The 23,592-nt window shown below is 47.0% G+C and carries 23 protein-coding genes; 19 read left to right on the forward strand and 4 right to left on the reverse strand.

Features of this window, described 5'->3' with window-relative positions:
- Positions 1 to 4: 4 nt before the first annotated feature.
- Together QJR74_RS02185 and QJR74_RS02190 are read left to right on the forward strand one after the other, a co-directional pair.
- The gene (locus tag QJR74_RS02185; protein WP_304372985.1) at positions 5 to 1,279 is read left to right on the forward strand and encodes a hypothetical protein; all 1,275 of its coding nucleotides are present in this window, start codon (positions 5 to 7) and stop codon (positions 1,277 to 1,279) included.
- The gene (locus QJR74_RS02190) at positions 1,267 to 2,199 is read left to right on the forward strand and encodes a peptidase (RefSeq protein ID WP_304372986.1); all 933 of its coding nucleotides are present in this window, start codon (positions 1,267 to 1,269) and stop codon (positions 2,197 to 2,199) included. The genes QJR74_RS02185 and QJR74_RS02190 overlap by 13 nt, the downstream gene beginning before the upstream one ends.
- Before the next feature lie 178 nt (positions 2,200 to 2,377).
- Here the strand turns inward: QJR74_RS02190 and QJR74_RS02195 are convergent, their stop codons facing one another.
- Positions 2,378 to 3,283 carry a DMT family transporter gene (locus tag QJR74_RS02195; RefSeq protein WP_304372987.1) on the reverse strand — a complete coding sequence of 302 codons (906 nt, stop codon included), beginning with the start codon at positions 3,281 to 3,283 and terminating at the stop codon, positions 2,378 to 2,380.
- A gap of 341 nt (positions 3,284 to 3,624) precedes the next feature.
- On the opposite strand from QJR74_RS02195, the gene QJR74_RS02200 reads away from it, so the two are divergent.
- From QJR74_RS02200 to QJR74_RS02215, 4 genes are read left to right on the forward strand one after another with little or no spacing between them, the layout of a single operon-like run.
- Positions 3,625 to 4,464: an ABC transporter substrate-binding protein gene (locus QJR74_RS02200; protein ID WP_304372988.1), complete on the forward strand. Its 840-nt coding sequence runs from the start codon at positions 3,625 to 3,627 to the stop codon at positions 4,462 to 4,464.
- 27 nt (positions 4,465 to 4,491) lie between these two features.
- Positions 4,492 to 5,175 carry a 5-oxoprolinase subunit PxpB gene (gene pxpB / locus QJR74_RS02205; protein WP_304373940.1) on the forward strand — a complete coding sequence of 228 codons (684 nt, stop codon included), beginning with the start codon at positions 4,492 to 4,494 and terminating at the stop codon, positions 5,173 to 5,175.
- On the forward strand, positions 5,172 to 6,155 hold the full coding sequence (locus QJR74_RS02210; protein ID WP_304372989.1) for a biotin-dependent carboxyltransferase family protein: 984 nt from the start codon (positions 5,172 to 5,174) through the stop codon (positions 6,153 to 6,155). The genes pxpB and QJR74_RS02210 overlap by 4 nt, the downstream gene beginning before the upstream one ends.
- Before the next feature lie 14 nt (positions 6,156 to 6,169).
- Positions 6,170 to 6,916, forward strand: a complete 747-nt coding sequence (locus QJR74_RS02215; RefSeq protein WP_304372990.1) for a 5-oxoprolinase subunit PxpA — start codon at positions 6,170 to 6,172, stop codon at positions 6,914 to 6,916.
- A 65-nt stretch (positions 6,917 to 6,981) separates the two neighbouring features.
- Here the strand turns inward: QJR74_RS02215 and QJR74_RS02220 are convergent, their stop codons facing one another.
- Complete coding sequence (locus tag QJR74_RS02220) at positions 6,982 to 8,187, reverse strand: pyridoxal phosphate-dependent aminotransferase (protein ID WP_304372991.1); 1,206 nt, start codon at positions 8,185 to 8,187, stop codon at positions 6,982 to 6,984.
- Between the two features lie 407 nt (positions 8,188 to 8,594).
- Here QJR74_RS02220 and nac point away from each other — a divergent pair, with 407 nt between their 5' ends.
- The 11 genes from nac (at position 8,595) to QJR74_RS02275 (ending at position 18,692) form a co-directional block, all read left to right on the forward strand.
- The gene (gene nac / locus QJR74_RS02225; protein ID WP_304373941.1) at positions 8,595 to 9,518 is read left to right on the forward strand and encodes a nitrogen assimilation transcriptional regulator NAC; all 924 of its coding nucleotides are present in this window, start codon (positions 8,595 to 8,597) and stop codon (positions 9,516 to 9,518) included.
- A 109-nt stretch (positions 9,519 to 9,627) separates the two neighbouring features.
- Complete coding sequence (locus QJR74_RS02230; RefSeq protein ID WP_304372992.1) at positions 9,628 to 10,086, forward strand: acetyl-CoA carboxylase biotin carboxyl carrier protein; 459 nt, start codon at positions 9,628 to 9,630, stop codon at positions 10,084 to 10,086.
- Between the two features lie 105 nt (positions 10,087 to 10,191).
- Positions 10,192 to 10,953 (forward strand): SDR family oxidoreductase, encoded by a 762-nt coding sequence (locus QJR74_RS02235; RefSeq protein WP_304372993.1) that lies wholly within the window; start codon positions 10,192 to 10,194, stop codon positions 10,951 to 10,953.
- A gap of 12 nt (positions 10,954 to 10,965) precedes the next feature.
- Complete coding sequence (locus tag QJR74_RS02240) at positions 10,966 to 11,661, forward strand: amino acid ABC transporter permease (RefSeq protein ID WP_304372994.1); 696 nt, start codon at positions 10,966 to 10,968, stop codon at positions 11,659 to 11,661.
- Between the two features lie 5 nt (positions 11,662 to 11,666).
- A complete protein-coding gene (locus QJR74_RS02245) occupies positions 11,667 to 12,422 on the forward strand; it encodes an amino acid ABC transporter permease (protein WP_304372995.1) in 756 nt (251 codons plus the stop codon).
- A 9-nt stretch (positions 12,423 to 12,431) separates the two neighbouring features.
- Complete coding sequence (locus tag QJR74_RS02250) at positions 12,432 to 13,169, forward strand: amino acid ABC transporter ATP-binding protein (RefSeq protein WP_304372996.1); 738 nt, start codon at positions 12,432 to 12,434, stop codon at positions 13,167 to 13,169.
- Between the two features lie 271 nt (positions 13,170 to 13,440).
- On the forward strand, positions 13,441 to 14,769 hold the full coding sequence (locus QJR74_RS02255; protein WP_441007623.1) for an MmgE/PrpD family protein: 1,329 nt from the start codon (positions 13,441 to 13,443) through the stop codon (positions 14,767 to 14,769).
- 16 nt (positions 14,770 to 14,785) lie between these two features.
- Positions 14,786 to 16,135 carry an LLM class flavin-dependent oxidoreductase gene (locus QJR74_RS02260; RefSeq protein WP_304372998.1) on the forward strand — a complete coding sequence of 450 codons (1,350 nt, stop codon included), beginning with the start codon at positions 14,786 to 14,788 and terminating at the stop codon, positions 16,133 to 16,135.
- A gap of 3 nt (positions 16,136 to 16,138) precedes the next feature.
- A complete protein-coding gene (locus QJR74_RS02265) occupies positions 16,139 to 17,035 on the forward strand; it encodes an ABC transporter substrate-binding protein (protein ID WP_250331831.1) in 897 nt (298 codons plus the stop codon).
- Positions 17,032 to 17,934, forward strand: coding sequence for an amino acid ABC transporter permease (locus QJR74_RS02270; RefSeq protein WP_304372999.1), 903 nt, complete (start codon positions 17,032 to 17,034; stop codon positions 17,932 to 17,934). Before QJR74_RS02265 ends, QJR74_RS02270 begins: the two co-directional genes overlap by 4 nt.
- Positions 17,931 to 18,692 (forward strand): amino acid ABC transporter ATP-binding protein, encoded by a 762-nt coding sequence (locus tag QJR74_RS02275; protein ID WP_304373000.1) that lies wholly within the window; start codon positions 17,931 to 17,933, stop codon positions 18,690 to 18,692. The genes QJR74_RS02270 and QJR74_RS02275 overlap by 4 nt, the downstream gene beginning before the upstream one ends.
- Before the next feature lie 318 nt (positions 18,693 to 19,010).
- On the opposite strand, the gene QJR74_RS02280 is transcribed toward QJR74_RS02275, so the two are convergent.
- Positions 19,011 to 19,265 carry a hypothetical protein gene (locus QJR74_RS02280; protein WP_304373001.1) on the reverse strand — a complete coding sequence of 85 codons (255 nt, stop codon included), beginning with the start codon at positions 19,263 to 19,265 and terminating at the stop codon, positions 19,011 to 19,013.
- Between the two features lie 537 nt (positions 19,266 to 19,802).
- Positions 19,803 to 21,311, reverse strand: a complete 1,509-nt coding sequence (locus QJR74_RS02285; RefSeq protein WP_304373942.1) for an L-lactate permease — start codon at positions 21,309 to 21,311, stop codon at positions 19,803 to 19,805.
- Positions 21,312 to 21,569: 258 nt separating this feature from the next.
- Here QJR74_RS02285 and QJR74_RS02290 point away from each other — a divergent pair, with 258 nt between their 5' ends.
- Positions 21,570 to 22,892 carry an MFS transporter gene (locus QJR74_RS02290; protein ID WP_304373002.1) on the forward strand — a complete coding sequence of 441 codons (1,323 nt, stop codon included), beginning with the start codon at positions 21,570 to 21,572 and terminating at the stop codon, positions 22,890 to 22,892.
- 48 nt (positions 22,893 to 22,940) lie between these two features.
- Positions 22,941 to 23,528, forward strand: a complete 588-nt coding sequence (locus tag QJR74_RS02295) for a YtfJ family protein (RefSeq protein ID WP_304373003.1) — start codon at positions 22,941 to 22,943, stop codon at positions 23,526 to 23,528.
- The last annotated feature ends 64 nt before the right edge of the window (positions 23,529 to 23,592 follow it).

The raw sequence follows: 23,592 nt of genomic DNA on the forward strand, positions 1-23,592 counted from the left end.
TGGTATGACGCGGCACTGTTTTATTATCCGACATGCAGGCCAAGCTGAACGGTTAGCATTATTACTGCCGCAATTTAGACAATCTACGACGGCGGATTATTACGTCTTTGAGGAGCGGTTCGCCGATCCTCACTCGTTGACGCAACAACTGGCCCCTGACCACTGGCGAGTTGGGCGAGATTACTTATCTGCTAATCAATTGTATGCCGTAAAGCATACCGGTTGGCAGTGTGGTGATTATATGGCCTATGCCGCGCGGGATCTTCTACCAGAATATGATTATTACTGGATTATGGATGATGATATCGCGATTAATATGCCCGTAGATCGGTTTATTTCTCATACATCGGCATTAACGCAAGAGTGCTTAGCATGTGAGTTTGCACCGCGTGAAGCGTCGTGGATGTGGCACGCCTCTATGGCAAACGCTTACCCCGATACAGTTTACGGTATGTTGTATTGTTTAGTGAGGTTATCCGGCTCCGCCATTGACCAGATGAAGGCGCATCGAATGACGATGCAGCCACAAGGTGCGGGACGTCTCGATTATCCTAACGACGAGGCATTTACCGGTACGATATTGATGCATCTGGGGCTAAGTTGTGCGGACTTAAAAAAAGTTTTACCGGAACTCTTTCAGCCTTATTTCAGCCTTACTCGGCCTATTCTGTTAGATGAGCTGTCGGCAGAGCATACTCAAGGGAAGGTAATGCATCCCGTGTGCGATACGACGCGCTGCTGGCAAAAGATTGCTACACGAGTCAAGCAACAGCAATTTTCTTCACTGCAAGACCGCTTATATACCTGCTTTCTCTACTTACCGGAAACCGTTCTAAATCAGTATTACGATCAGCGGTTTAGCGAATTACTCTCGCAGGCCTTCGAGGGTCAACCTCTGATAAAATTTTCAGATATTAGCCTGGATTTTCCCGTGCAAAATTTTCCAACGCTACTCCGATATTGGTTCTACCGCAGTTATATTTTGGTGGTTGAGCTTGAGAGTGAGTGGGGGCGCTACGCGATCGATATCCAAGCCGATCATAAAATTTTTATAGTGCCGCGTAATAAAAAAGCTAAACAGCGACTCAAGCAGTCTGTTTTTGGCGAAGAGGGTAAACAACAGCTTTATCGTCAGGGTCAATGGTTGTTGCCGCAATTAAAAACGGTGCTATTTTGTGAAAAACAGGGCCTACGATTAACGAAGTTGAGTACGCTGATATCGAAAATCGATACGCTTATCACCGGAGAGAATGTGGAGGATACTGAATGCGTAGGTTAATCGCCGTACTACCGTTAGTCGTTTCTACGGTATCTTGGGCGCAAGAAAGCAGCGATTTTCTTGCGCCTTCGCCTTGCGTCACAGGGACACAGCTTGCTTCACATACTTTACCCGATAAATATCAACAAGGTATTTTTACGCTTTATTATACGACAGTGGGCGATGACGCGTTATCGGATACCACACGGCAAAGCTCTCATACTCCGCCCTTAAGGGTCTTGGATATTGCGCGGCAATTACAAGCTGCCCAACAATTTTACGTTAAAGATTTACAGTTACGTACGCCCTTAAGCCAACCTATTTTTCAGCGCGCCAAACAAATTAGTGTGTTTATTTTGGACCTTAAAGGAAATGGTCGAGCCTTCGATAAAGTCGCCCATGAAACCTTTGCCGATGGTCAGTCGACGCCTTGTGGCTTAAAAATCATGCTCTCTAATCGTCTCGACCCCACTAATAATCCGACGCCAGCGCACGAGCTGTTCCACCTTTATCAATACGGTTACGCACTATTTAAACAGCGGTGGTATCTGGAAGGAATGGCCAAGTGGATGGAGACCGTTTTTAAACCGCAGGAGCCGGTTAGCATTGCTATGACCGCCCCTGTCGACTGCACAGCGTGGTATTCACAAAGTTATAACGGCGCAATTTTTTGGCAAGGCTTTGCAAATCATTATTCAGCAATACCAGTCACTCTCGGCCCAATGACCTACTCCAACCAACAACTGGTTTTTAGAAAGACGGTTTTTAGTGGCGGTGCGATGGCTGCCCCCTTACTTACAGCGCTGAGTCAGCAAAGTACCCGCCTTACACAGCAGTATCAGCGGCCAATGCGAGACTGGAGCGAGAAGCAACAACATCAACCCCAGGATAACGAGACGATTTGTCGGGTAGTGAATCAGTTATTCAATAAACCTCTTTAGTATGGGCATTTAATAATTTCTCCCTAAAGGAGAAGGAATTTCCGCACACGAAAGAATTGGTCGTTACTTGTGAGTATCAGAATTAAATAATTTTAATATTCTTGCTATCAATGTTTTTCACCTGATGGCACAACCCTTTCTTTTGCTCTAAAGGCTTAACATTGGGATAGAGCCTAGTTTATCCCTTCACCCACCGTCGACGCCGCTGCTCGGACCAAAGCGTAAAGATCCCCGCGCTGGCAACAACACCTGCGCCAAGAAGAGTAGAAGGCAAGGGTAGGCTATTGAGAAAAAGGTAGCCAATCATCATCGACCACACCAGTGTGCTGTAATCGAAAGGAGCAAGTAGTGAGGCATCACTAAAACGTAAGCTGAGTGTCACTAAAATCTGTGCCATTCCACCAAAAAGACCACAGCCGATCAGTAATAAGAGTTGTTGTCGGCTTGGCACGACCCAGCCCCAATAATAAGTGGCTAAGCCAATCAGTGTTGTCATCACAGAAAAGTAAAAGACGATGGCACCGGGTTTTTCTATTCCGGTGAGGAATCGAATTTGGATATTGGAGGTCGCGGTACAAAGGGCAGCAACTAGCGCGAAAATGATGCCTACCGTCATGCCACTGTGTAGGGTTCCTGATATTGCAGTGTGCTCAGCGCGTAAGCTGGCCGAAAGCATAATTACGATACCGCATAATCCGATAATCACAGCTAACCAGCGTGAAATGCGTACATGCTCTTTTAACAAGATAACGGCCATTATTACTGTAAACATGGGGGCGGCATAACTTAACGCCGTGGCATCGGCAAGAGAAATATAGACCAGTGCCAAGTAATTAAAATACATCCCTCCAGTTCCTGAAAAGCCACGAATGAAATGACCCAATAAGTTTTTAGTCTTTAAGTTATCGATCACATTACCCTGCAGTGTTAGCCAACCCAATAGCGGAAATAAGGCTACAAAGGAACGAAAGAAGATTACCTCACCCGTTGGTACGGCCCCATGTAATCCTTTTACGCATGCTAGCATCAGCGTAGAACAGAGGCATGCTGCGATCTTCAATAGGACCCCTAACTTAAGGTTCATCATTTTATCCTATACATCAATATCAAGTCTGGCCGTTAGTCTCTACCTTAAACCTATAAGAGGAGGGGGATTAACAGTATTTAATTGTGGAGAGATAAAGATTACTTATTGCCAAGCTAGCGACTACAAACTATTCGCTTAGGGGAACCAGGATGACTGAATCTCGACAAGGCTAATCAGCAATGAGCCATATAAATCCCCTATCGACCAACAGGCTTTACCTCTTAGCATCGAGTAGGGCGTCTCGATATAGTCACAATCAGTCCTGAATCCTTGTCAACATAACGACTTTTGCTGACCGTGAATTAATTATTGCTGTTATATCCAGAGGAGAACCGGGTATGAACGTTAAGACGTTTTCTTATTTAGCATTGGCGCTACCTTTATTAACAACAGTGTCTACCGCTAAAGCAGATTTATTGGCCAGCATCAAAAGCAGTGGTGTATTACGCTGTGCGGTGTATTCGGATGTCCCCCCCTTTGCAGCCCCTGACACTAAAACACGTCAGTTGGTTGGGATGGATATTGACCTGTGTCAGGCGCTTTCTAAACAGATGGGAGTCAAAGCACAACTTGTGCCGACGTCAGTCGAGGCGCGCGTCCCCGTTATTGCGACAGGCCGCGCGGATGTGTTGATCGCGAATCTAGCCTATACCAAGACACGAAGCCAGCAGATTCAGTTTAGTGATCCCTATTATGTTGCGAAAGAAATGCTGGTGGTGAAAGCCGCTAATGCGGATAAACCCTTATCTTTTTTTAAAGGCAAGCGCATCAGTGCTAATAAGGGGACGACGTCTGAACAATCCATCGTCTTAAAAGGCGGTAAGCCCGTAACCTTCCAAGATGCCGCTTCTGCGTTTTTAGCGCTTGAACAGAATAAAGTGATGGGGTTTGTCACCAACACGATGACGGCGACGAAAATGATTAGTCAGGCTAAGTCATCCGGTATTGATTTGGCGATGGTAAAAGAGCCCATGGCGTTAGAACCTATTGGGGTTGGGATGAAGCAAGGTGAGCCCGCGCTGCTTACTGCCGTGAATAGTGGCCTGAAAGCCATGGATGAGCAAGGCACTATCGATAAAATTTGGAACCAATGGCTGGGCCCAAACACCGACTACAAAATGACCCGCGAAGAACATGTTCAACCATTATCTTCGCTCACTTTCCAGCCGTTGGATTAAGCAATGGAACGGTTGTCGGATGCTGTGATGAGAGAAGTGAGCCGTCAAATTACGCACGAACCTCCTCTCTTATTATCAACCATGGGGTGTCGAGCATGGCTTGCCCAAGCACCAGGTGCTTTTGACTTAGGAAACCAACGCCGCATCTGGGCATTGGCGGCAACCTTAAAGGGTGATCCACGAGTTGAGAAGACCATTCTTGGCGTCACCAATGTGTTGGTCATTTTACGAGAGATCCCATCAGATGAGAGGGTTATCACCGACTGGCTAAAACAATTGTGGCATACCGCACTGGCGATACCTATTGCTGGACGAGAAGTGGTCATCCCCGTGACTTACGGTGGAGAATGGGCAACGGATCTTGATGCTGTCTGCCGTCATACTGGTTTATCGGCTCGGGAAGTGGTACGGCGTCATTATCAAGGCCACTATACCGTTTGCGCAGTAGGGAGTGCACCGGGCTTTGGTTACTTACATGGCTTAGATCCCGCATTGGCTACCCCCAGAAAAACGGTTCCTTCGCTAAATATGTTAAAAGGGACCGTCACGATAGGGGGGCCGCAAACCGGCGTATCAGTATTAACTGGGCCGAATGGCTGGAATGCAATAGGGTTTGCCGACATTGAGTTTTTTGATCCTCATCGCTCCCCCCCGGCGTTAATTGCCCCAGGCGATACGCTACGCTTTGTACCGGAGAAAATTGAACTGTGATCGAGATCGAGCAAAGTGCGGCATTAAATTCAATTCAAGACTTAGGACGTTACGACTGGCGTGATAGTGGCGTTTCAGTCAGTGGTGCTATGGATAGCTTAGCGCTGCGGGCGGGAAATATTTTACTGAGTAATGCTGAGAATATGGCAGCTATTGAAGTGCAGATTTTTCCTTTTCGTGTGAAATTCCATCAGCCGACGACGATCGCGATAACGGGCGCAGACTGTAGAACCTTACTTAATGGCCAACCTCTTCTCCCTTGGTGTGTCCGACCAATCGCGGCGGGTGATATAGTAGAAATGCGTTTTCCGACACAGGGCGCGCGGGGATATCTGTGCGTGGCGGGTGGGATCGATGTTCCTGAAGTTTTAGGATCGCGCAGTACTGCATTACGCGGAGAGTTTGGCGGATATCACGGAAGGCCGTTGCGGCGTGGCGATAAGGTAAAGTTTGGTGCTACACGTCAGCCAACGCTTCCGCATATGGGATTAAGTATTGCCCCACCAGAACTGGCGATGGCTGAATATTTTCCTAAGCTTGATCAAAATGATCTGTTAGTTCGTGTTATCCCCTCAGGTGAATTCACTCTATTTACGGCCGACTCTCAGCGAATTTGGCAGCAGAGTTGGAAAATATCATTGCAAAGTAATCGTACTGGTTACCGGCTGTCCGGACAGCCATTGCGGGCTTCAGAAACGATTGAACTCAGGTCTTACGGATTGATCCCTGGGATCATTCAAGTTCCACCCGCCGGCGAGCCGATCATCCAGTTGAGTGATGCAAATACCGCGGGGGGTTATCCCAAATTAGCCTGTGTGATTGAGCAAGATCTGTGGCGACTCGCACAGCTTCCCCCTGGTAAAACGCTCCGTTTAGTAGAGAGTACCGTTGCGCAAGCTCGAGATATCGCTATTGCCATTGAACGTTGGCTCCTCGGCCTCAAAGACTGTATGCGTCTTTGGGGTAATTCAGTAAGGTAATAAGGCAGGTACAGATGACTATTGATATTAACTCCGATATGGGCGAAGGATTTGGTGTCTATCAATTATGTGACGACGATAAGCTGATTCAGTATGTTTCCTCAGTCAATATTGCCTGTGGTGGGCATGCAGGGGATCCAGCATCGATGACTCATTTGGTCCGCTTAGCCCTCAGCCGTAACGTTAATATTGGCGCCCATCCTGGTTATCCCGATAGAGAAGGGTTTGGGCGCCGCGCGCTTCCTTATACAGCGGATGAGATCTGCCAACAGGTCGCTTATCAGCTTGGTGCACTTCAAGCCATTGCGAAAGCGGAAGGGGCATCGGTGGGCCACCTCAGTTTTCATGCAGCGATGGGAAACCGTATCAATGAGGATGAGCCACTTGCCGCACAAGTGATGCAAATGCTTTACCGAATTGATCCGGCGCTAACGTTGCTCTGTATGTCAGGATCGTTAATTGAATCCGCAGCCCAGGCTGCGGGGCTAGCCACACGCGCGCTCTTTTTGGTTGATCGCGCTTATCAAGACGACGGCACACTGGTTCCACGTGGTCGACCAGGGGCGGTGATTACAGACGAAGTGATGATTTGTGCTCGAGTTCGTCAATTCATTGAACAGGGGACGGTTACCACCCTTGCAGGGAACTCATTAACTATCGCGGCTAAAGCCTTATTGATTCATAGTGACACACCGGGGGCAGTACATCTCGCGGCGAAGATACGTAAAGAGGCCGATAAAGTAAGCTTAAGTTTTGTGTAGTACTATTAGATATTAAGGAAACCGTGCAGTTGACGCTGCACGGTTTTTTTCCACCATAATGGCTATCAATCTATAAAACCTTCACAAAATGCTTTGATCCGATCACAGCCAGTTTCCAGACGTTCCATGCTTGTCGCATAAGAAATACGAAGATAGGGACTCATTCCGTAAGCAGCACCCTGAACGGTAACGACTTGCTGTTCTTCCAAAAGGGCGAGAACAAAATCGGTATCGTTCTCAATTTTCTTACCATGGGCACTCGTTCTACCCATAAATGCGGCAATATTGATAAAGAGATAAAAGGCGCCTCCTGGTGTATGGCAATGTAATCCCGCTATCTCTTGTAATCGGCCTAAGACATAGTCACGTCGTTGGCTGTAAACCGTGATTCTCTCTTGTAGAAGATCTTGCGGGCCATTGAGTACTGCGACGGCCGCGGCTTGGGTAAGGGTACAAACGCCACTGCTGTTCTGAGTATTCACATTACTCATCGCATTGATTAATGGTTGCGGTCCACCGCAATAACCTAGACGCCACCCCGTCATCGAATAAGCCTTGGAAACTCCGTTAACCGTTAATACTCGATCAAAAAGAGCCGGCACCACTTCTGCCACTGTATAAAATTGACGATTATCATAAATAAGGTGTTCATAAATATCATCAGTGAGAACCCAAATATCGGGGTACTTAAGTAAGCACTCGCCGATTGCGGTTAGCTCATCTTTAGTGGCGACTGAGCCCGTAGGATTACTTGGGAAATTAAGGAATACCCATTTTGTCTTAGCCGAGATGGCTGAATCAATCGCGGTGGCTTGAGGGATAAATCCATCCTCTTCCAGACAGCTGACCATCACGGGAATACCCCCAGCGAAACGGACAATATCAGCGTAACTAATCCATGCCGGGCTAGGAATTACCACCTCATCACCAGGATTGAGAGTCGCGAGCATGGCGTTAAAAATAATCTGCTTAGCACCACCAGCAGTCAGGATCTGGCTGATGGCATAATCCAAGTGATTATCTCTTTTGAATTTATTGCGGATTGCGTCACGTAATGCTGGGGTACCATCAGTAGGGGGGTAGCGTGTATCACCGGCAAGTGCAGCGTTATATGCTGCATCAATAGCGTGTGGAGGGGTAGGGAAATCCGGTTCACCGGTGGAGAGCACGACAACATCAATACCCTGTGCCGCAAGATCTCGGGCTTTTTGCGTCATAGTGACTGAGGCAGAAACAGAAACTGTTGATAAACGTTCAGCAATGTCAGGCATAGAAATAGTTTCCAGAGGATAAGGGTGGAGTTTGTGCCGTGCACAACGCAGGTAGAGGACGTCTTACCGAAGTAGAAACGTCGCGATAGAAGCAGAATAAAGTGCGGGCAGCTAACGCTGATAATAGTGCTTTGTTGTGGCGTCATAACCTAAGCTGATGGCGGTTAGGGAAGTTTATCCTAAACCTGGGTCAGTAATAATGTGCGGTAACGTCATGAAATGCCATCGATAATGCCTTAGGGTTACTGTCGTGTTGCACCATTATGGCGCCCGTCGGCATGGGGTTCTGTATGTTCCATCCAAAAGAAAGCCTTATCTCTCTACAATCACCTCTTATTTCTCTCACTTCCTGAGCTGGCATCAATTTTGCTTATAGTTAAGTAAATATCGCCTAGCGAGGGAAGATGATGAACTTACGCCGACTGAAGTATTTTGTGAAAATCGTCGATATCGGTAGCTTGACTCAGGCTGCCGATGTTTTGCATATCGCGCAACCCGCATTAAGTCAGCAATTAGCGACACTCGAAAACGAGGTGAAACAGCAGCTGGTCATTCGTACGCAACGCGGCGTAACGCCAACGGAGGCTGGTAAAATTCTTTATGCGCATGCCCAAGCCATTCTCCGGCAATGTGATCATGCGCAAAGCGCTATCGATGGGGCGGGAAAAGCGTTGAGTGGTCATGTTTCGGTTGGCCTTGCTCCCGGTACGGCAGCTCAACAATTAGCACTACCGTTAATGCAAGCCGTACAGCGCCAGCATCCAGGGATTGTGCTCTATTTTAATGAAAACTTCGGGACCACCCTGAGTGAACTCATTATGACGGGACGTATGGATATGGCCGTTCTCTATGATAACCGCGAAATCCATGGTTTACGCTTTATCTCGTTAATGAAAGAAAATCTCTATTTTGTCTGCCCACATAGCTTGGGTTCCGCCAAACAGACTATTAGCTTAACCGAAGTGGCAGGATACACGCTCTTTCTCCCCCGTATTTATAACCTGATGCGTAAAGTTATCGATGACGCCTTCATTCAACAAGGGGTACCTTATCGCGTTAGCTGTGAGATCGAGTCGCAAACCACCCTTAACGCAGCTTTAGCGGAAGGATTAGGTTGCACCATTATGCCGGAATCTGCCGCTAGCGCGATGTTGGACCCCGCAAAGTCGTGGATGGCGAAAATTACTTCGCCAGAGATGCGGACGTCATTATCGTTCTGTATGTCTGACCATTTACCGTTATCGCAACCTGCCGAAGCGGTAAAAGAAATTCTTCTACAACTGATGGTTCCGCGCTCGCAGGATAATACGCCGCTAATGTTAGCCGGCTAATAAGCTTCTCTTATTGCGATAAAACAAAAGCCTCTTTTCGAAGGATCCTTGGCTCAAGATACATTGCTAATTCTAATCCCCTCGAAAAGATGGCGAGTAAGAAACGACGATGAAGGTAGAGACATTTAAGATTACCGATTTACGACAACTTGCTCTACATATGGCGAAGGCTCGCCTAGATGAGCTTGCGATTACCCAGCAAGGGATGTCGATACGTATGCGTTTTAGGTCATCGCCTTTCGTCGCGAATAACGAGGTTCCCACGCAAGAGACGACTCACCTCACGACACCCTCTAGTCTCGAACAGGACCTTCGACAGCCAGTTCTCGCTCAAGGTCCAGGTTACTTTTTAAGGCACCATCCTACCCATCATCAAGAATACATCTCGCAAGGATCCATAGTGAAAGCCGGCGATATGTTAGGGGTAGTAAAAATGGGACAAATTTATCTCCCTATTTACAGCCCACTTGATGGGGAGGTAGTCGAGGTCATGGCAACAGAAAGTCAGGTGGAGTACGGACAAACCGTTATTGTACTAAAAGACGGTTCAACAGAGGCGAGGGCATAAGCCGTACTTATTGGCTCACAGTGTTTACCTCTTAGGCGGTGGGAAAGAAAGCGAATACAGTCAACTTAACACTAAACGTCTTATGGCCCCAATGAGGAACGAAGTATGCCATTTTCAGATTATAAAGTTGCGTTAGTCACGGGAGCCTCTGCAGGAATGGGGGAAGCCATTGTCGAACGCTTGTGTCAGCAAGGTATTACCGTTCATGCTGTGGCTCGACGGCATGACTCGTTACAAGCTTTAGCAGAGCGAACCGGTTGTATTCCTCACGCTATAGATGTAGCGGACCTAGTCTCACTTACTGAATTATGTAAAGACCTACAGGTGGATATCCTAGTCAACAATGCAGGGGTTTCCCGCCCAGGATCAATCCTGAATGCAGATGAAGAGGCAATTGATACACAGGTTGATGTGAATCTACGGGCGGTCTTACATTTGTGCCGTTTAGTCGTACCAGGCATGATGGCAAGAGACTGTGGTCATATTATCAATGTAACGTCTATCGCGGCGATTTATAACTTTAACGGTAATTCTATTTACCACGCGACCAAAGCTGGTGTTCACGCATTATCTCGTCAATTACGTGTCGACTGTTACGGAAAGCGGGTGCGTGTCACTGAAATTTGCCCAGGCAGAGTCGCGACCGACATTTTTGGGAATGTGACTGGAGACCATGAACAAGCTCGTAAACAGTTTATCGATGGTTTCGAATTACCAACGGCGAAAGATATCGCGGACTGTGTCGCCTTTGCGTTATCTGCCCCAGTAGCCGTTAATATCGGTAATATCGAAATTACGCCAACCCTACAAGTACCTGGCGGGCTCTCTACCATGCGCCCTGCTGATAGTCATCCAACGCTGACTTAGGGAGCACTCATCATGGCACTCGATTTTAACGCAGTGTTGGCTGGCGACCATGGCTCGCTAATCGTCAAGGGTATTACGGTCAGTCTTGAGCTTGCGGTGGGTGCTTGGATAATGGCGATGTGCATCGCAATAGTGTTAGTAATTATCCGTTTGAGCCATTCTCGACTCGCCAATGCGACGGTTGCTGCATATGTCTCCTATCACCGCAACGTGCCCACTTTAATTCAGTTGATGATTTGGTACTTTGCGATCCCGACCTTGCTACCATCATCTTGGCAAGACGCATTGAACAGTTATGACACGGAATTCATTTTCTCGCTGATCGCGCTTGGGTGTTGCCAAGGGGCTTATTTTTCTGAAGATATACGCAGTGGTTTACGTGCAATTCCCGCTGGGCAGACAGAAGCCGCGCGTGCTATGGGGATGGGATATCTGCAAGCTATGTGCTGGGTCATCTTACCGCAGGCAATGCGTAATGCACTTTCCTCGCTGATTAACCATACCGTTCTACTGTTTAAAAATACCAGTTTGGCGATGGTGATTGGCGTTGCGGAGCTGACCTATGTTACACGAGATATTGAAAACGAAACGTTTCGTACCTTTGAATCCTACCTCGTTGCGAGTAGTGGCTATTTAGCCTTCTCACTCATCTTGATGGGGATAGGTGCCTTACTTGCCCGTCGCTTTCAGCGTGTCTACCAGAGGTAATCGTTATGTCTGATTTCTTAAATATCTTGCACAGTAATGGCGCATTACTCCTTATGGGGCAGTATCCGATGGGGCCGCTGGGTGGCGTGTTGTGTACCTTGTTGCTCTCTTTCTTGGCGTTGATATTTTCTTTTCCTGTCGGAATCTTAGTAGGGGTGGCACGACTCTCTCCGTGGCGGTGGTTACGAAATACGGCTGCCTGCTGGGTGTACCTGTTACGGGGAATTCCTCTAATGATGGTCATCTTTTGGACTTATTTTTGCGTCCCTCTACTCACCGGTCATGATGTCAGTGGATTCATGACAATGCTGTGCACCTTGGTAGTGTATGAAAGTGCTTATGTTGCAGAGATTGTTAGGGGGGGGATTCTCGCTTTACCCAGCGGGCAAACTGAAGCGGCGAGAGCGTTGGGGATGGGCTACCTGCGTACGCTCTTATCAGTCATATTACCTCAAGCGCTTTATAACAGTTTACCCAGCCTAATTAGCCAACTGGTCTCTATCGTAAAAGATACATCATTAGGCTATGTCATCAATGTGCCAGAACTGACCTACGCGGCGAACCAAGTCAATAATCAATTACTGACTAAACCGGTACAAGTTTTCGCTATTGTCGCGCTCGGTTATTACCTGATTAATTTTAGTTTAACTTGGCTTGCTGAAGCCTTGGAAAAGCGAATTACGACTAAACGGCAGGCTGCAGTATTGATAGTAAAGCATACGACACATCCCTTTCCCCTGACCAACACCCAATCACATTGAGGACAACTTATGCGGCCGATGATTATTTTTAACCAAGTCTACAAATGGTATGGCGAGTATCAAGCCTTAACTGACGTGAGTGCGGAGATAAAAAGTGGTGAAGTGGTCGTGGTTTGTGGCCCATCGGGTTCAGGAAAGTCAACACTTATCAGAACGGTGAACCGCTTAGAGCCTATCGAGCGGGGGGAGATTTTTTTTGATGGTTTGGATATTCATGGAAGTAGTTATCGACTAAATCACCTGCGGCGACGTATAGGTTTTGTTTTTCAGAGTTTTAATCTTTTTCCGCATCTTTCAGTGATCGATAACGTGATGTTATCCCCGGTTAAAGTGTTGGGTGAAAAAAAATCAGACGCTAAGCGCTTAGCTGGTGAGCTACTAGAGCGAGTCGGGATGTCTCATCGTGCGGGCGCCTTTCCAGCACAGTTATCGGGAGGTCAGCAGCAACGCGTCGCGATTGCTAGGGCTTTAGCGATGAAACCTCCCGTTATGTTATTTGATGAACCGACGTCGGCCCTCGATCCAGAAATGGTAGGCGAAGTCTTGAGTGTCATGCGTGGATTAGCCCAAGAGGGGATGACCATGATGTGTGTGACGCACGAGATGAATTTTGCTCGCGAAGTCGCGGATACTATTTGGTTTATGGATCAAGGTAAAATTCTTGAGAAATCCACGCCTCAACATTTTTTTAGCGCTCCCCAACATCCAAGAGCACAACGGTTTATTACTGATTTAGCGGCGCATTGATGAATGTATCAGTAAGGGTTTTTAGCTCGTAGAAATTATAAAAAAGTCTTAGGAAGCTTTTTACGCCTCTTGGCTAGCTCGGCCTAATATCGGTAGCAACATGGGTAATCCCTTCTGGTGAAATCTGACTTGAGGCGCTTTGACGATTCAAACCCTCAAGTACATGCTATATCCTATTTTATTATGAGTTATAACTCTCTGTTATTAGATGGAAATCGCTAAAAGCTCGACAATGGTAGATCATTATTTTTATTTATGATTGTTAGAGGGCATGCGCGTGGATACTTCGCTGACGGCTGAATTCGCGAAAATACTTTTTACTCACACGCCGACCAATAAAGAAAGAACCGCCGCACGTAGGGGGATTAGCGATTTTTTAGCCAGCTTGCTACCAGTTTCTCTCGGTTCACTCCCCGATGCGGGCAAGCAAGCAGTGCTGGATAATTTCCTTACAACGGCATCAGCAGAAAACACTGCGTTAAAGCTCGGCTACCTCAGCCATGCATTGGATTATGATGATTATCATGCGGCTTTTCGTGGGCATCCCTCTACTGTCATTCTTTCTAGCCTATTCGCCCTGAGCCACGCTCTGGGCCGCTTCACCATACAAGACTTTCTTGATGCTTATATCGTTGGCGTTGAGGTGGCCGGACGTTTGGGGCTAGCTATAGGGACACGCCATTACAGTATGGGACTTCATAGTACAGCGACCCTAGGCCCACTGGCTGCCACCGCGGCATGTTGTCGCTGGCTTGCACTCTCTCTCGAACAGACACAAATCGCGCTAGGCTTAGCGGCGACACAGTCTTCAGGGTTGCGCGCACAGTTTGGTTCGGCGACTAAGCCGCTGCATTCAGGATTTGCTGCACGCAGTGCGGTGAACAGCGTTCAACTTACGATGGCTAATTTTCCTGGGCAAGAGAGTGGCGTTTTGGAAAGCTTTCTGAGTATATTTGGTTACCAAGCAGAACAACCTCAACTGCTGCTAGCTGACTGGGCTACGCCATGGCGTATCATTGAACCAGGCTTAGAATTTAAGCGCTATCCAACCTGTGGTGGGACACATAGTGCCGCTGAGGCTGCTTTTACGCTACGCCAAAAATGTTTCGAATTAGGCATTAGCGATTTTTATTCGGCAATAAAACGTATTGAAGTCAGTTTTCCGCCAGGTGCAGATACGGCACCCAATATTTACCATCCTGTCGATGGGATCCAAGCTCGATTTAGCTTGGAATATGTGATTGCCGATGCTCTAGTGAATGGTTCTCTCGCACTTGAGCATTACACAGCAGTGCCTGTGAATCCATCGTTGAGCGCCTTGGCGGCACGGGTTGAACGTTGCCCTGACTTTTCGGCTCCGGCGGACGAACTTGACCCCGATAGACGTTTCCATCGAGTCACCCTCTTTTTAGATGATGGCCGGCAAATTAGCCACTGCGTAACGCGACGGGAGACCGCTGCGGCCTACACTGATGTGGATAAAAAATTAGCAGTCAGTTTGGCGTTACTTCCCTCTTCCATTGCTGAACAGTTTTCAGCAACGCTTACATTAGACAGTGATAAGCAGCTACAACAGCTCGCGTCACTACTCTGCTCATAACAATTAAGGATTTATGATGGCTGTTACTCAATTGCCTAAACGTCAATTACGTTTGGGACTTTTTGTTCAAGCACTGGGACACCATGTTGGGGGGTGGCGTGCTGACGACGCTCAAGGGTCGCCTACCGATATTGAATGGTTTACTTGGATCGCAAAAACGGCGGAAAAAGGGCTATTTGATATGTTTTTTGTCGGGGATGCCTTGGCAACAAGTGTGCACCGCTTACCATCAACCATGTCACGCCTTGAACCTTTAACCTTATTATCGGCGTTAGCGGTACAAACTACGCATATTGGATTAGCCGCAACGGCATCTACCACTTTTGACCAACCTTTTCATTTGGCACGTGCGCTTTCGTCTGTTGATCACATTAGTCATGGCCGTTGTGCTTGGAATGTGGTGACTTCGTTCTCAAGCGATGCGGCCAAAAATTTTAGCCGCAGTGATTTACCCAACCACGCTGAGCGTTATGAGATGGCACGAGAGTTTCTCGACGTAAGTTTTAAACTGTGGGAAGGATGGCAGCCAGGCGCTATCGTTAAAAATAAAGCAACGGGCCAGTATTCAGATGAGGAGAAAATACAGGCGGCTAACCATAAAGGGCGCTTTTTCCAAGTACAGGGTCCGTTAAATATTGCGCGTTCACCACAGGGACGTCCGGTCATTATTGAAGCGGGCTCTTCTCCTGCCGGGCAACAGCTCGCCGCACAAACTGCGGAAGTAGTCTTTACTGCCGCAGCGTCGCTAGATGAGGGGCAAGCTTTTTATCGAAGCCAAAAACATTATGTTCAAGAGGCTGGGCGCCAAGCCGATCATTTATTAATTTTACCCGGTGTGATGCCTATCGTTGGGCACACTCGTGAAGAGGCAATGGCGACCTGGCATCAGTTGAACGAGTGGGTCGATATCGACAATGGTATCGAACAGCTTTCGACTCGCTTTGGTGTCGATGTTTCACACTATCCGCTGGATGAACCCCTTCCAGAGATTGAGGTGGCGGAAGCAGGTCAAAGCCGAGTAAAGCTACTGTTAGACTTAGCTAAACGTGACAATCTTACCCTTAGGCAGCTGGCAGCAGTCGCGGCAGGATCGCGAGGGCATCGCGTTATCATAGGAACTGCACAAGATATAGCCGATGATTTTCAACAATGGTTAGAGCAAGAGGGCGCTGATGGCTTCAACATTATGCCTGCAGTGCTCCCTAACCAATTGGCCCTCTTTGTCGAATTAGTTATCCCTGAATTACAACGTCGTGGTTTATTCCGCACTGAATACCAATTTACGACCCTACGTCAAAATCTTGGCTTACCGACACCAGAGATTAATTTCAGCAACGTTTCTCCACTGAGTACTCATAAGGAATAACAGATGAAAAAGCGCTTACTTCTTTCTTTGTTCGCTGTAATCTTACCTGTCAAAAGCCTATTGGCTGCCGACCAGAATGTTGCCTATGTGAGTAGTGTTCACACCGCTGCAGATGCATCGTTGCATGCAAGCTTACCGCAAGATATTCAGAAACAGGGTTTTATCGTCGCGGGAACTAACCCTAATACGCCACCGACGACGTTTTATCAAGCCGATAATAAGACTTTAGCGGGGCGAGAAATCGACATTGTGAGTGCCGTAGCCGAGCGACTAGGTATTGCTGTGCATTGGCGTGATACGGGGGGGTTCGACAATATTATCCCCGGACTGAAATCGGGCCGTTACGATGTTGCGGCTGCCAATATCGATGCGACAAAGCAACGCTTAAAACAGGTGGATTTCGTCGGATATTATAACGCTTCCAAGCTCGCGCTTATTGCTCGCAAAGATTCAGCATTAGGCCCGTTTAATCAATTTATGGCGTTATGTGGTCAAACCGTCGGCGCCGGTGCGGGAACCTCGCAAGTGACTCGCCTTCAAGCAGCAAGTGACCAATGTAAAGCGGCTAATAAACCTGCTATTTCTATTCCTATTTTCCCTGACCGCCCGGCAGGGGTTCAGGCGGTAATCAGTGGGCGTGTACCGATGTTTTTTGGTCCTTATGAAGGTTTACGCTATCAAGTGAGCCAAGTTAAACCGCTCGCTCTCGCGGGGGAGCTGACGATTGAGGATACTATTGTTTCTATTGCGCTCCCTAAGGGGTCAGCGCTGGAAAAACCGATTCAGGCTGCGCTAAATTCGTTAATTGCTGATGGTACCTATCAAAAGATCCTCGATAAGTGGCAAATAGGTTTTGGTGCAATCAAGCATGCCGGGATTAATGATGAGGTTGCTCGATGAATGTGCGGCCTTCTTCCCAGCACCCAGCGTTAAAAATTATTGAACATCGACATTATGGGCGTTGGCTCAGTGCAGTAGTCGTGTTACTCATTTTGGGTTTTTTCGCCTCTTCCATTGCGAGTAACCCTAATTTTGAGTGGGATGTTGTCTTACAAAACCTCACTGAGGACTCGATCCTCAGTGGGGTAGTGATGACTATCAAGCTAACCTGCATCTCGGTTTTATGCGGCTTTGCGGGAGGGACGTTACTGGCCTTTATGCGCTTATCGGCGAACCCTGTGCTCTCCTGGGTGAGCTGGGCGTATATTTGGTTCTTTCGTGCAGTACCGATGCTAGTACAGCTATTCCTGTGGTACAACATCGCTACACTCTATCCAAAACTCTCCCTGACTCTGCCTTTCTACGGCGAGATTTGGACGGTAAAAACTAACCAATTGATTAGCCCCTTCAGTGCGGCGGTCATCGCGTTAGTGATGCACCAATCCGCTTACGCAGCAGAGATAATACGAGCGGGTATTCAAAGCGTGAACGTTGGGCAATTGGAAGCGGCGAAAGCACTCGGGTATCGTCCAGGACAAATCTTTCGCCAAACGGTGTTACCTCAAGCCATGCGCGCAATTTTACCACCTGCCGGGAATGAAGTGATTGGTCAGTTAAAAACGACTGCAGTCGTCTCGGTCATCGCGCTGCAAGATGTCCTCTATTCCGCACAGATAATCTATCAACGAACCTATGAAGTGGTTCCGCTATTACTGGTGGCTACAGCATGGTATTTATTGATGACCTCAGTATTGTCTATCGGCCAACATTATATAGAAGCCTTCTATAGTCGTGGAAATGCACCCGATAAGCGAAGATGGTTTCGTGCTAAATCAGAAAATAGTGAGGCAACATCATGAGCGAGTCGATAACGCTGCGGGGCATACGTAAGCAATTTTCCGGAAAAACTATCCTGCATGATGTTGACTTAGATATGGCAGCCGGTTCAGTCACCGTGATACTAGGCCCATCAGGTTCAGGAAAATCAACCTTATTGCGCTGTATCAATCACCTTGAAAAGGTAGATTCAGGAACAGTATATGTCGGTCAAGAATTGATTGGCTATCGGCAGAAAGGGCAGTATTTAGTCGCGCTTCCAGAGGCGAAAGCCGCGCGGCAGCGTCAAAGAATAGGCATGGTGTTTCAACAGTTTAACCTATTTCCCCATCGAACTGTTTTGCAAAATGTTATGGATGCACCGCAGCGTATCCTTAACATTAAGGCTGACTTGGCTAAAGCACGTGCTATTGATTTGTTAACGCAAGTGGGGCTAGCACATCGTATCGATGCTTGGCCGCGAGAGCTCTCTGGTGGGCAACAACAACGTGTAGCGATCGCTAGAGCTTTAGCGATGCAACCAGAAGTGATGCTGTTTGATGAGCCGACGTCAGCCTTAGATCCAGAATTAGTCGGTGATGTTCTTCATGTGATGAAAAAGCTTGCGCAATCAGGCATGACGATGGTGGTAGTCACCCATGAGATTGGCTTTGCACGTGAAGTCGCTGACAACATTGTTTTTATGGATCAAGGGAAAATTGTAGAGACCGGTACTCCCCAGTCACTACTTGATGACCCACAACATCCTCGATTACGTGAGTTTTTATCAAGCGTCTTGTAATAAGTTTTTGATTGCTAACCTGTTCGCTGATAAAGCGAGGAGGTTAGCATTATCATTCTCAGTACTGATGATTTTGCTAAAGAAAGAGGGAGTGACCTTATTTGGTGACTAGACAAGTTATTGCCTTAGCGGGTCTGGCTAGCACATTGGGACAAGGTCAAATCATTCTCTCAGTATGACTATGAGAGGAAACTTAGGCTGAGCACAGATTTCTATTTTTGTAATAAATGCACTATTTAGTATTCGTCTAAATCAAGCAAGGTCTTTTAAATTGTAATATCTCTTGAAAAATATTTACTCGTTAAAAATTTAGCGCTGCTATTCGTCGACGGATCGTCCTTCAAACTCTTGATCACTAAGAAAAATAAAATCATTATGGTTAATAATAATGACTAAATTATCCATCTCTTCTGCTAGCGAAAATTTTTGAGCACTCGTTATTTTATCTACGCTTACCGTTACGCCAATATATTGAGCGAGCAAATAGATAACACTTTTATTTTCAATTATTTTTCCAGCAGGGACGCTAATAATAATTTCTACGTTTGGAACCAGTGAAATGATTTTTGTCATTGAGATACCTTTATTAATTATACTCAATGATCATACTGAGTAAATTCCACTGTCGCATTAACAAAAAAAGAAAGGTGATATCATTTTTTGTGATAGAGAGAAAGGCATGAATTTTTTTTCTCTTGACGAATTATTTTATAATTTACTGATATAACGTCGATACAAATCAACATCATGATCCCAATAGTAAAATTCCCCAATATGAATATAAATGATCGGACTCGTTAAAAAACTAGCGCATTTTTATTGATAGGAATAATCTAAGGTTTTGGAGGTTGTGATAGAGAATACCTTGCTATAGTAATGTATAGATGTGGTGTTTTACACTACTTAGATCAGCACTGCTAGCATAACTAGGCTAAGTTAAATCGAAGGTTCTTATTGCGATGATAAAATAAGATCATCGTTTTTTTCGAAGCAGTATTAAATATTGATAAATTGAAGATGGCGTGAGGGGTATTATCGATTAGCCAGTTAACCCCGGCTAATCAATAATAGTTTTCTCTTAGAATTTTTAGCGGCTCAGCTTTAGCACTGTTATAGGGTGTAAAACAAACCTAACCCTAGCCCTAATAGTAAAATATAAGCTAAACAATATCTTAAAGTGTTAGACATTATCTCACCGCTAAGATGTTCAAGTTTACTTGCCGATACCGCAATGGCGATACTTTGAGGAGAGATCATCTTACCCCCAGTGGCTCCAGCCGTATTCGCCGCAGCGAGGGCGTGAGGATCGATTCCCAGCTGATGCGCGGCGGTGGCTTGTAGCTTACCGAATAGCACATTGGCATTGGTGTCACTACCGGTAACGAACGTTCCTAACGCCCCAATGACTGGGGAGATAAAGACATAACCCACTCCTGTCGTCGCGACCAGCGTTGTGGCGATAACGGTAATCATGCCACTTTTATCCATCACCGTAGCCATCGCGACGATAGCTAAAATCGCGATGATAGATTTTTTCAGTTGCAAGAAGGTGGTGATCAGAAGGCTCAGCATTTGTTGCGGCTGGCTACCTTGAATGGCTCCGCCAATCAAAGAGGCCAGTAATATTAATACGCCAGGAGTAATAAGCCACTCAATTTTTAATTGTAGCGTTTCCGTCGGCGTTAGGGAGAAAAGGAGTTGACTGGAGACTTCCCCTAACGTTTGTTTAATCGCTGGAAATAGGGGAGAACATAGTACAATAAAGATAAAAGTGAACAGATAAATAAGGCTTGCTTTAAACAGTACAGGGAGTGCGACGCTTTGCGTGTTGTGGCCAGATTTTCGATAACGGGCAAGAATAATGGTCGTGATTAAGCCACCCAGACTCCCGGCAAAGGCGGGTAATTCTGCGCCTAAATAGTGCGCTACGATATATTGTGGAAGCAGTGATGCGATACCGCAACAGAGTGTGATTAAAAATACCCCTCGGATAGCCTTAATACCGCCACCGATAATTGCCACCAATACGAAAGGCAGAAGAATCGTAAAGGCGGCTAATTGCACGATAATGTGCGTACTTAACGTCTGTACAGCGAGGCCGGTTTGCTCGGCAAGCATAATCACAGGAATACCTACTGCGCCAAAGGCCGTAGGGACGGAGTTGGCGATCAACGAGACCACGGCAGCCTTGAGAGGCGTAATGCCTAAGGCGATAAGAATGCCTACCGGGATAGCGACGGCGGTTCCATAACCTGCAACGGCTTCAAGAAATCCGCCAAAGCCCCAAGCGATAATCAAGACTTGTATTCGTTTATCGTCGCTGATTGCCGCTAAAGCCTGCTTAATAATCGCCATACTACCGTTTGCCAGCATCAGATTGTAACCATAGATAGCAGCAAAAATCACCAGCACGATGGGCCACAATCCTTTCGTCGCCCCATAGAGCGAGGCCATACTTAAGGCCTGTAGAGAGAGACCAAAGTGCCATCCCGCAATACACCAAGTAACAAGTAGTGTGATAGGTACGGCGTAATGCACCGCAACATTCATCATCAAAATGAGAATAATCAGTAAGGCTAGAGGGGCTACCGCTAAAAGAAACGAGGGTATATCCGTCATCATGTCCATTCCTTGAAGAAAGAGAGCAAAGATTAACCACTCAAAAACTATACGGAGTTTGCTATTGGAATATATTGATTTAGGGCATAAAGCCACGCACAGAGAGGGATTCGCTTCGATCTCTCACTATTGGAAGCCTCAGCCGATGAGCCTGCGATAAAGTCGAGTGCTGCATACTAAGACTCTTTCTAAAATAATGCGTAGAGTCTGGCACGGCACTTGCTTTAGAGCTCCTTTGGTTTAGTAGGAGTTCTCCTTATGTCGACGTATCGCTACCGTATCTTTGGATTACTGTTTTTAGTGGCACTCGTTAACTATATTGACCGTGGTGCGCTCTCTTTCGCTGCGACCGCTATTGCTCAGCACTACAATCTCAGCAAGGTGGCCCTGGGCGCATTACTCGGGTATTTCGGCATAGGTTACTTGTTGGGTTCACTGTGTGGGGGCTTTCTTGCCGATCGCTATGGTACTCGTAGAATTTGGCTGATTGCTGGGGTGAGTTGGTCTTGTTTAGAGATGATGACAGCATGGGCGGGGGAACTCGGGATCTCGTTGCTCGGCGGGTCAGCCTTAATGGGATTCGCACTATGTCGGATCCTGTTTGGAATGAGTGAAGGGCCAGCTTATGCATTGATGAATAAAACGATTGCTTACTGGGCACCTGATCAGGAGCGCGGGGCTGCACTATCAATTGGTTTACTCAGTACTCAGATTGGGGCAATGCTCACTGCGCCGATTGCGGTAGGATTAATGTTACTCACCGGTCACTGGCAAACGATGTTTATTGTGTTGGGAGGATGCTCGTTGTTGGTGATGCTGTTATTCGCTAAGGGCTTTCGCAATAGTCCCTCGGAGCATCCTACCATTAGCGCGGCTGAGCAACGCTACATTACTGAAAACCAAAAAAGTGCAGGGGACACTGGGGAAAAATTGGCCTGGTGGCAATTCTTTACTTCCCGGACTTTGGTCTGTAACGCTTTAGGCTACTTTAGTTTTCTCTACATTACGTTCACATTAGTCACTTGGATGCCTAAATATTTGCAAGATACCTTCCATTATGATCTTCACGCCCTCTGGTATGTTGCGATGATTCCATGGAGTGGCGCGGCAATAACCGTACTTTGTGGTGGCAAAATAACGGATTTTCTCTTGAAACGTTTCCAGCATTTACGTATTGCTCGCAACCTGTTCGCGGTGGTCAGTTTGGCCGGGGCCGCAAGCTGTTTTCTGGCCATTCCTTCAGTCGGATCGGCGGCGGCGGTCATCGCCTTGATGACACTTGGCAATGCGTTCAACGCATTAATCAATAATATCTATTGGTCGGTAGTTATTGATGTTACGCCTAACTCCTCGGTCGGGACTTATAGTGGAATGACCCTAGCGATTGCGAATAGTTCCGCCATTATTTCGCCCATTCTCTGCGGGGCGTTGGCGGAATATTATGGCTATAACGCGATGTTCTGGGTAACGGGGAGTTTAGCCTTAGTGAGCATGTGTGCGATGGCATTTCTGCAGCCGGAAAAGCGGCTGGGCGCAAGAAGGGCAGCGATGCCAAGCACCGTCACCTCTCCCCAACTCTAGGAATAGGCTATGCTTGAGATTCGATTCCTCGCCAAAGCGTATTGATGGATGAAAAAAGTAGGCCATAAGGTAGCCTGGTGTATAGGGCTACTTTTCTTATCTCATAAGGCAGAGGCTGAGCTTCCCCAAGTTGGGGCATTGTTACCTGCCGTGAAGGTGCAACGCGGTGGAGAAATTATTCTCAACCAAGGGGGAGAGGTGCGCCAATCTTGGCAGCCTTCTTGGCCTCAATCACGACCACAATTAATCATTCATGTTGCGGGGCGTTTGGCCGCCAAACAACAGCTGGAGCCAGTGGTTGCACAGCTTTCCCGAACTCAGTGGGTGAGTCAACGCGTCGATATGACGACGATTATTAATACCGACGACAGTATCTGGGGAAGCGCGCCTTTTGTTGAACACAGTATCTTGAATAGCAAAAAGCACTCTCCCATTAGCCATTTTGTATTGGACAGTAGTGGCGTGGTGGCCCACCGTTGGCAGCTTCAAGCCGAGAGTGCCGCCATTATTGCGACGACGGGACAGGGAAAAGTTATTTTTTTCCAGCAAGCGCCTTTTTCTGCGGTAAGTATTCAGCGACTGCTTAACCTATTACAACAGAAGGCAAAAAATGATTTAAATTCATCTTTTCACTAACATTTTTGACTGGGTCAGCTACGCTTAAAGTAATGAGAAATACTTTCCATTTAACCTGTTGGTA

It is taken from the genome of Tatumella ptyseos (assembly GCF_030552895.1).
GTDB classification, from domain to species: domain Bacteria; phylum Pseudomonadota; class Gammaproteobacteria; order Enterobacterales; family Enterobacteriaceae; genus Rosenbergiella; species Rosenbergiella ptyseos_A.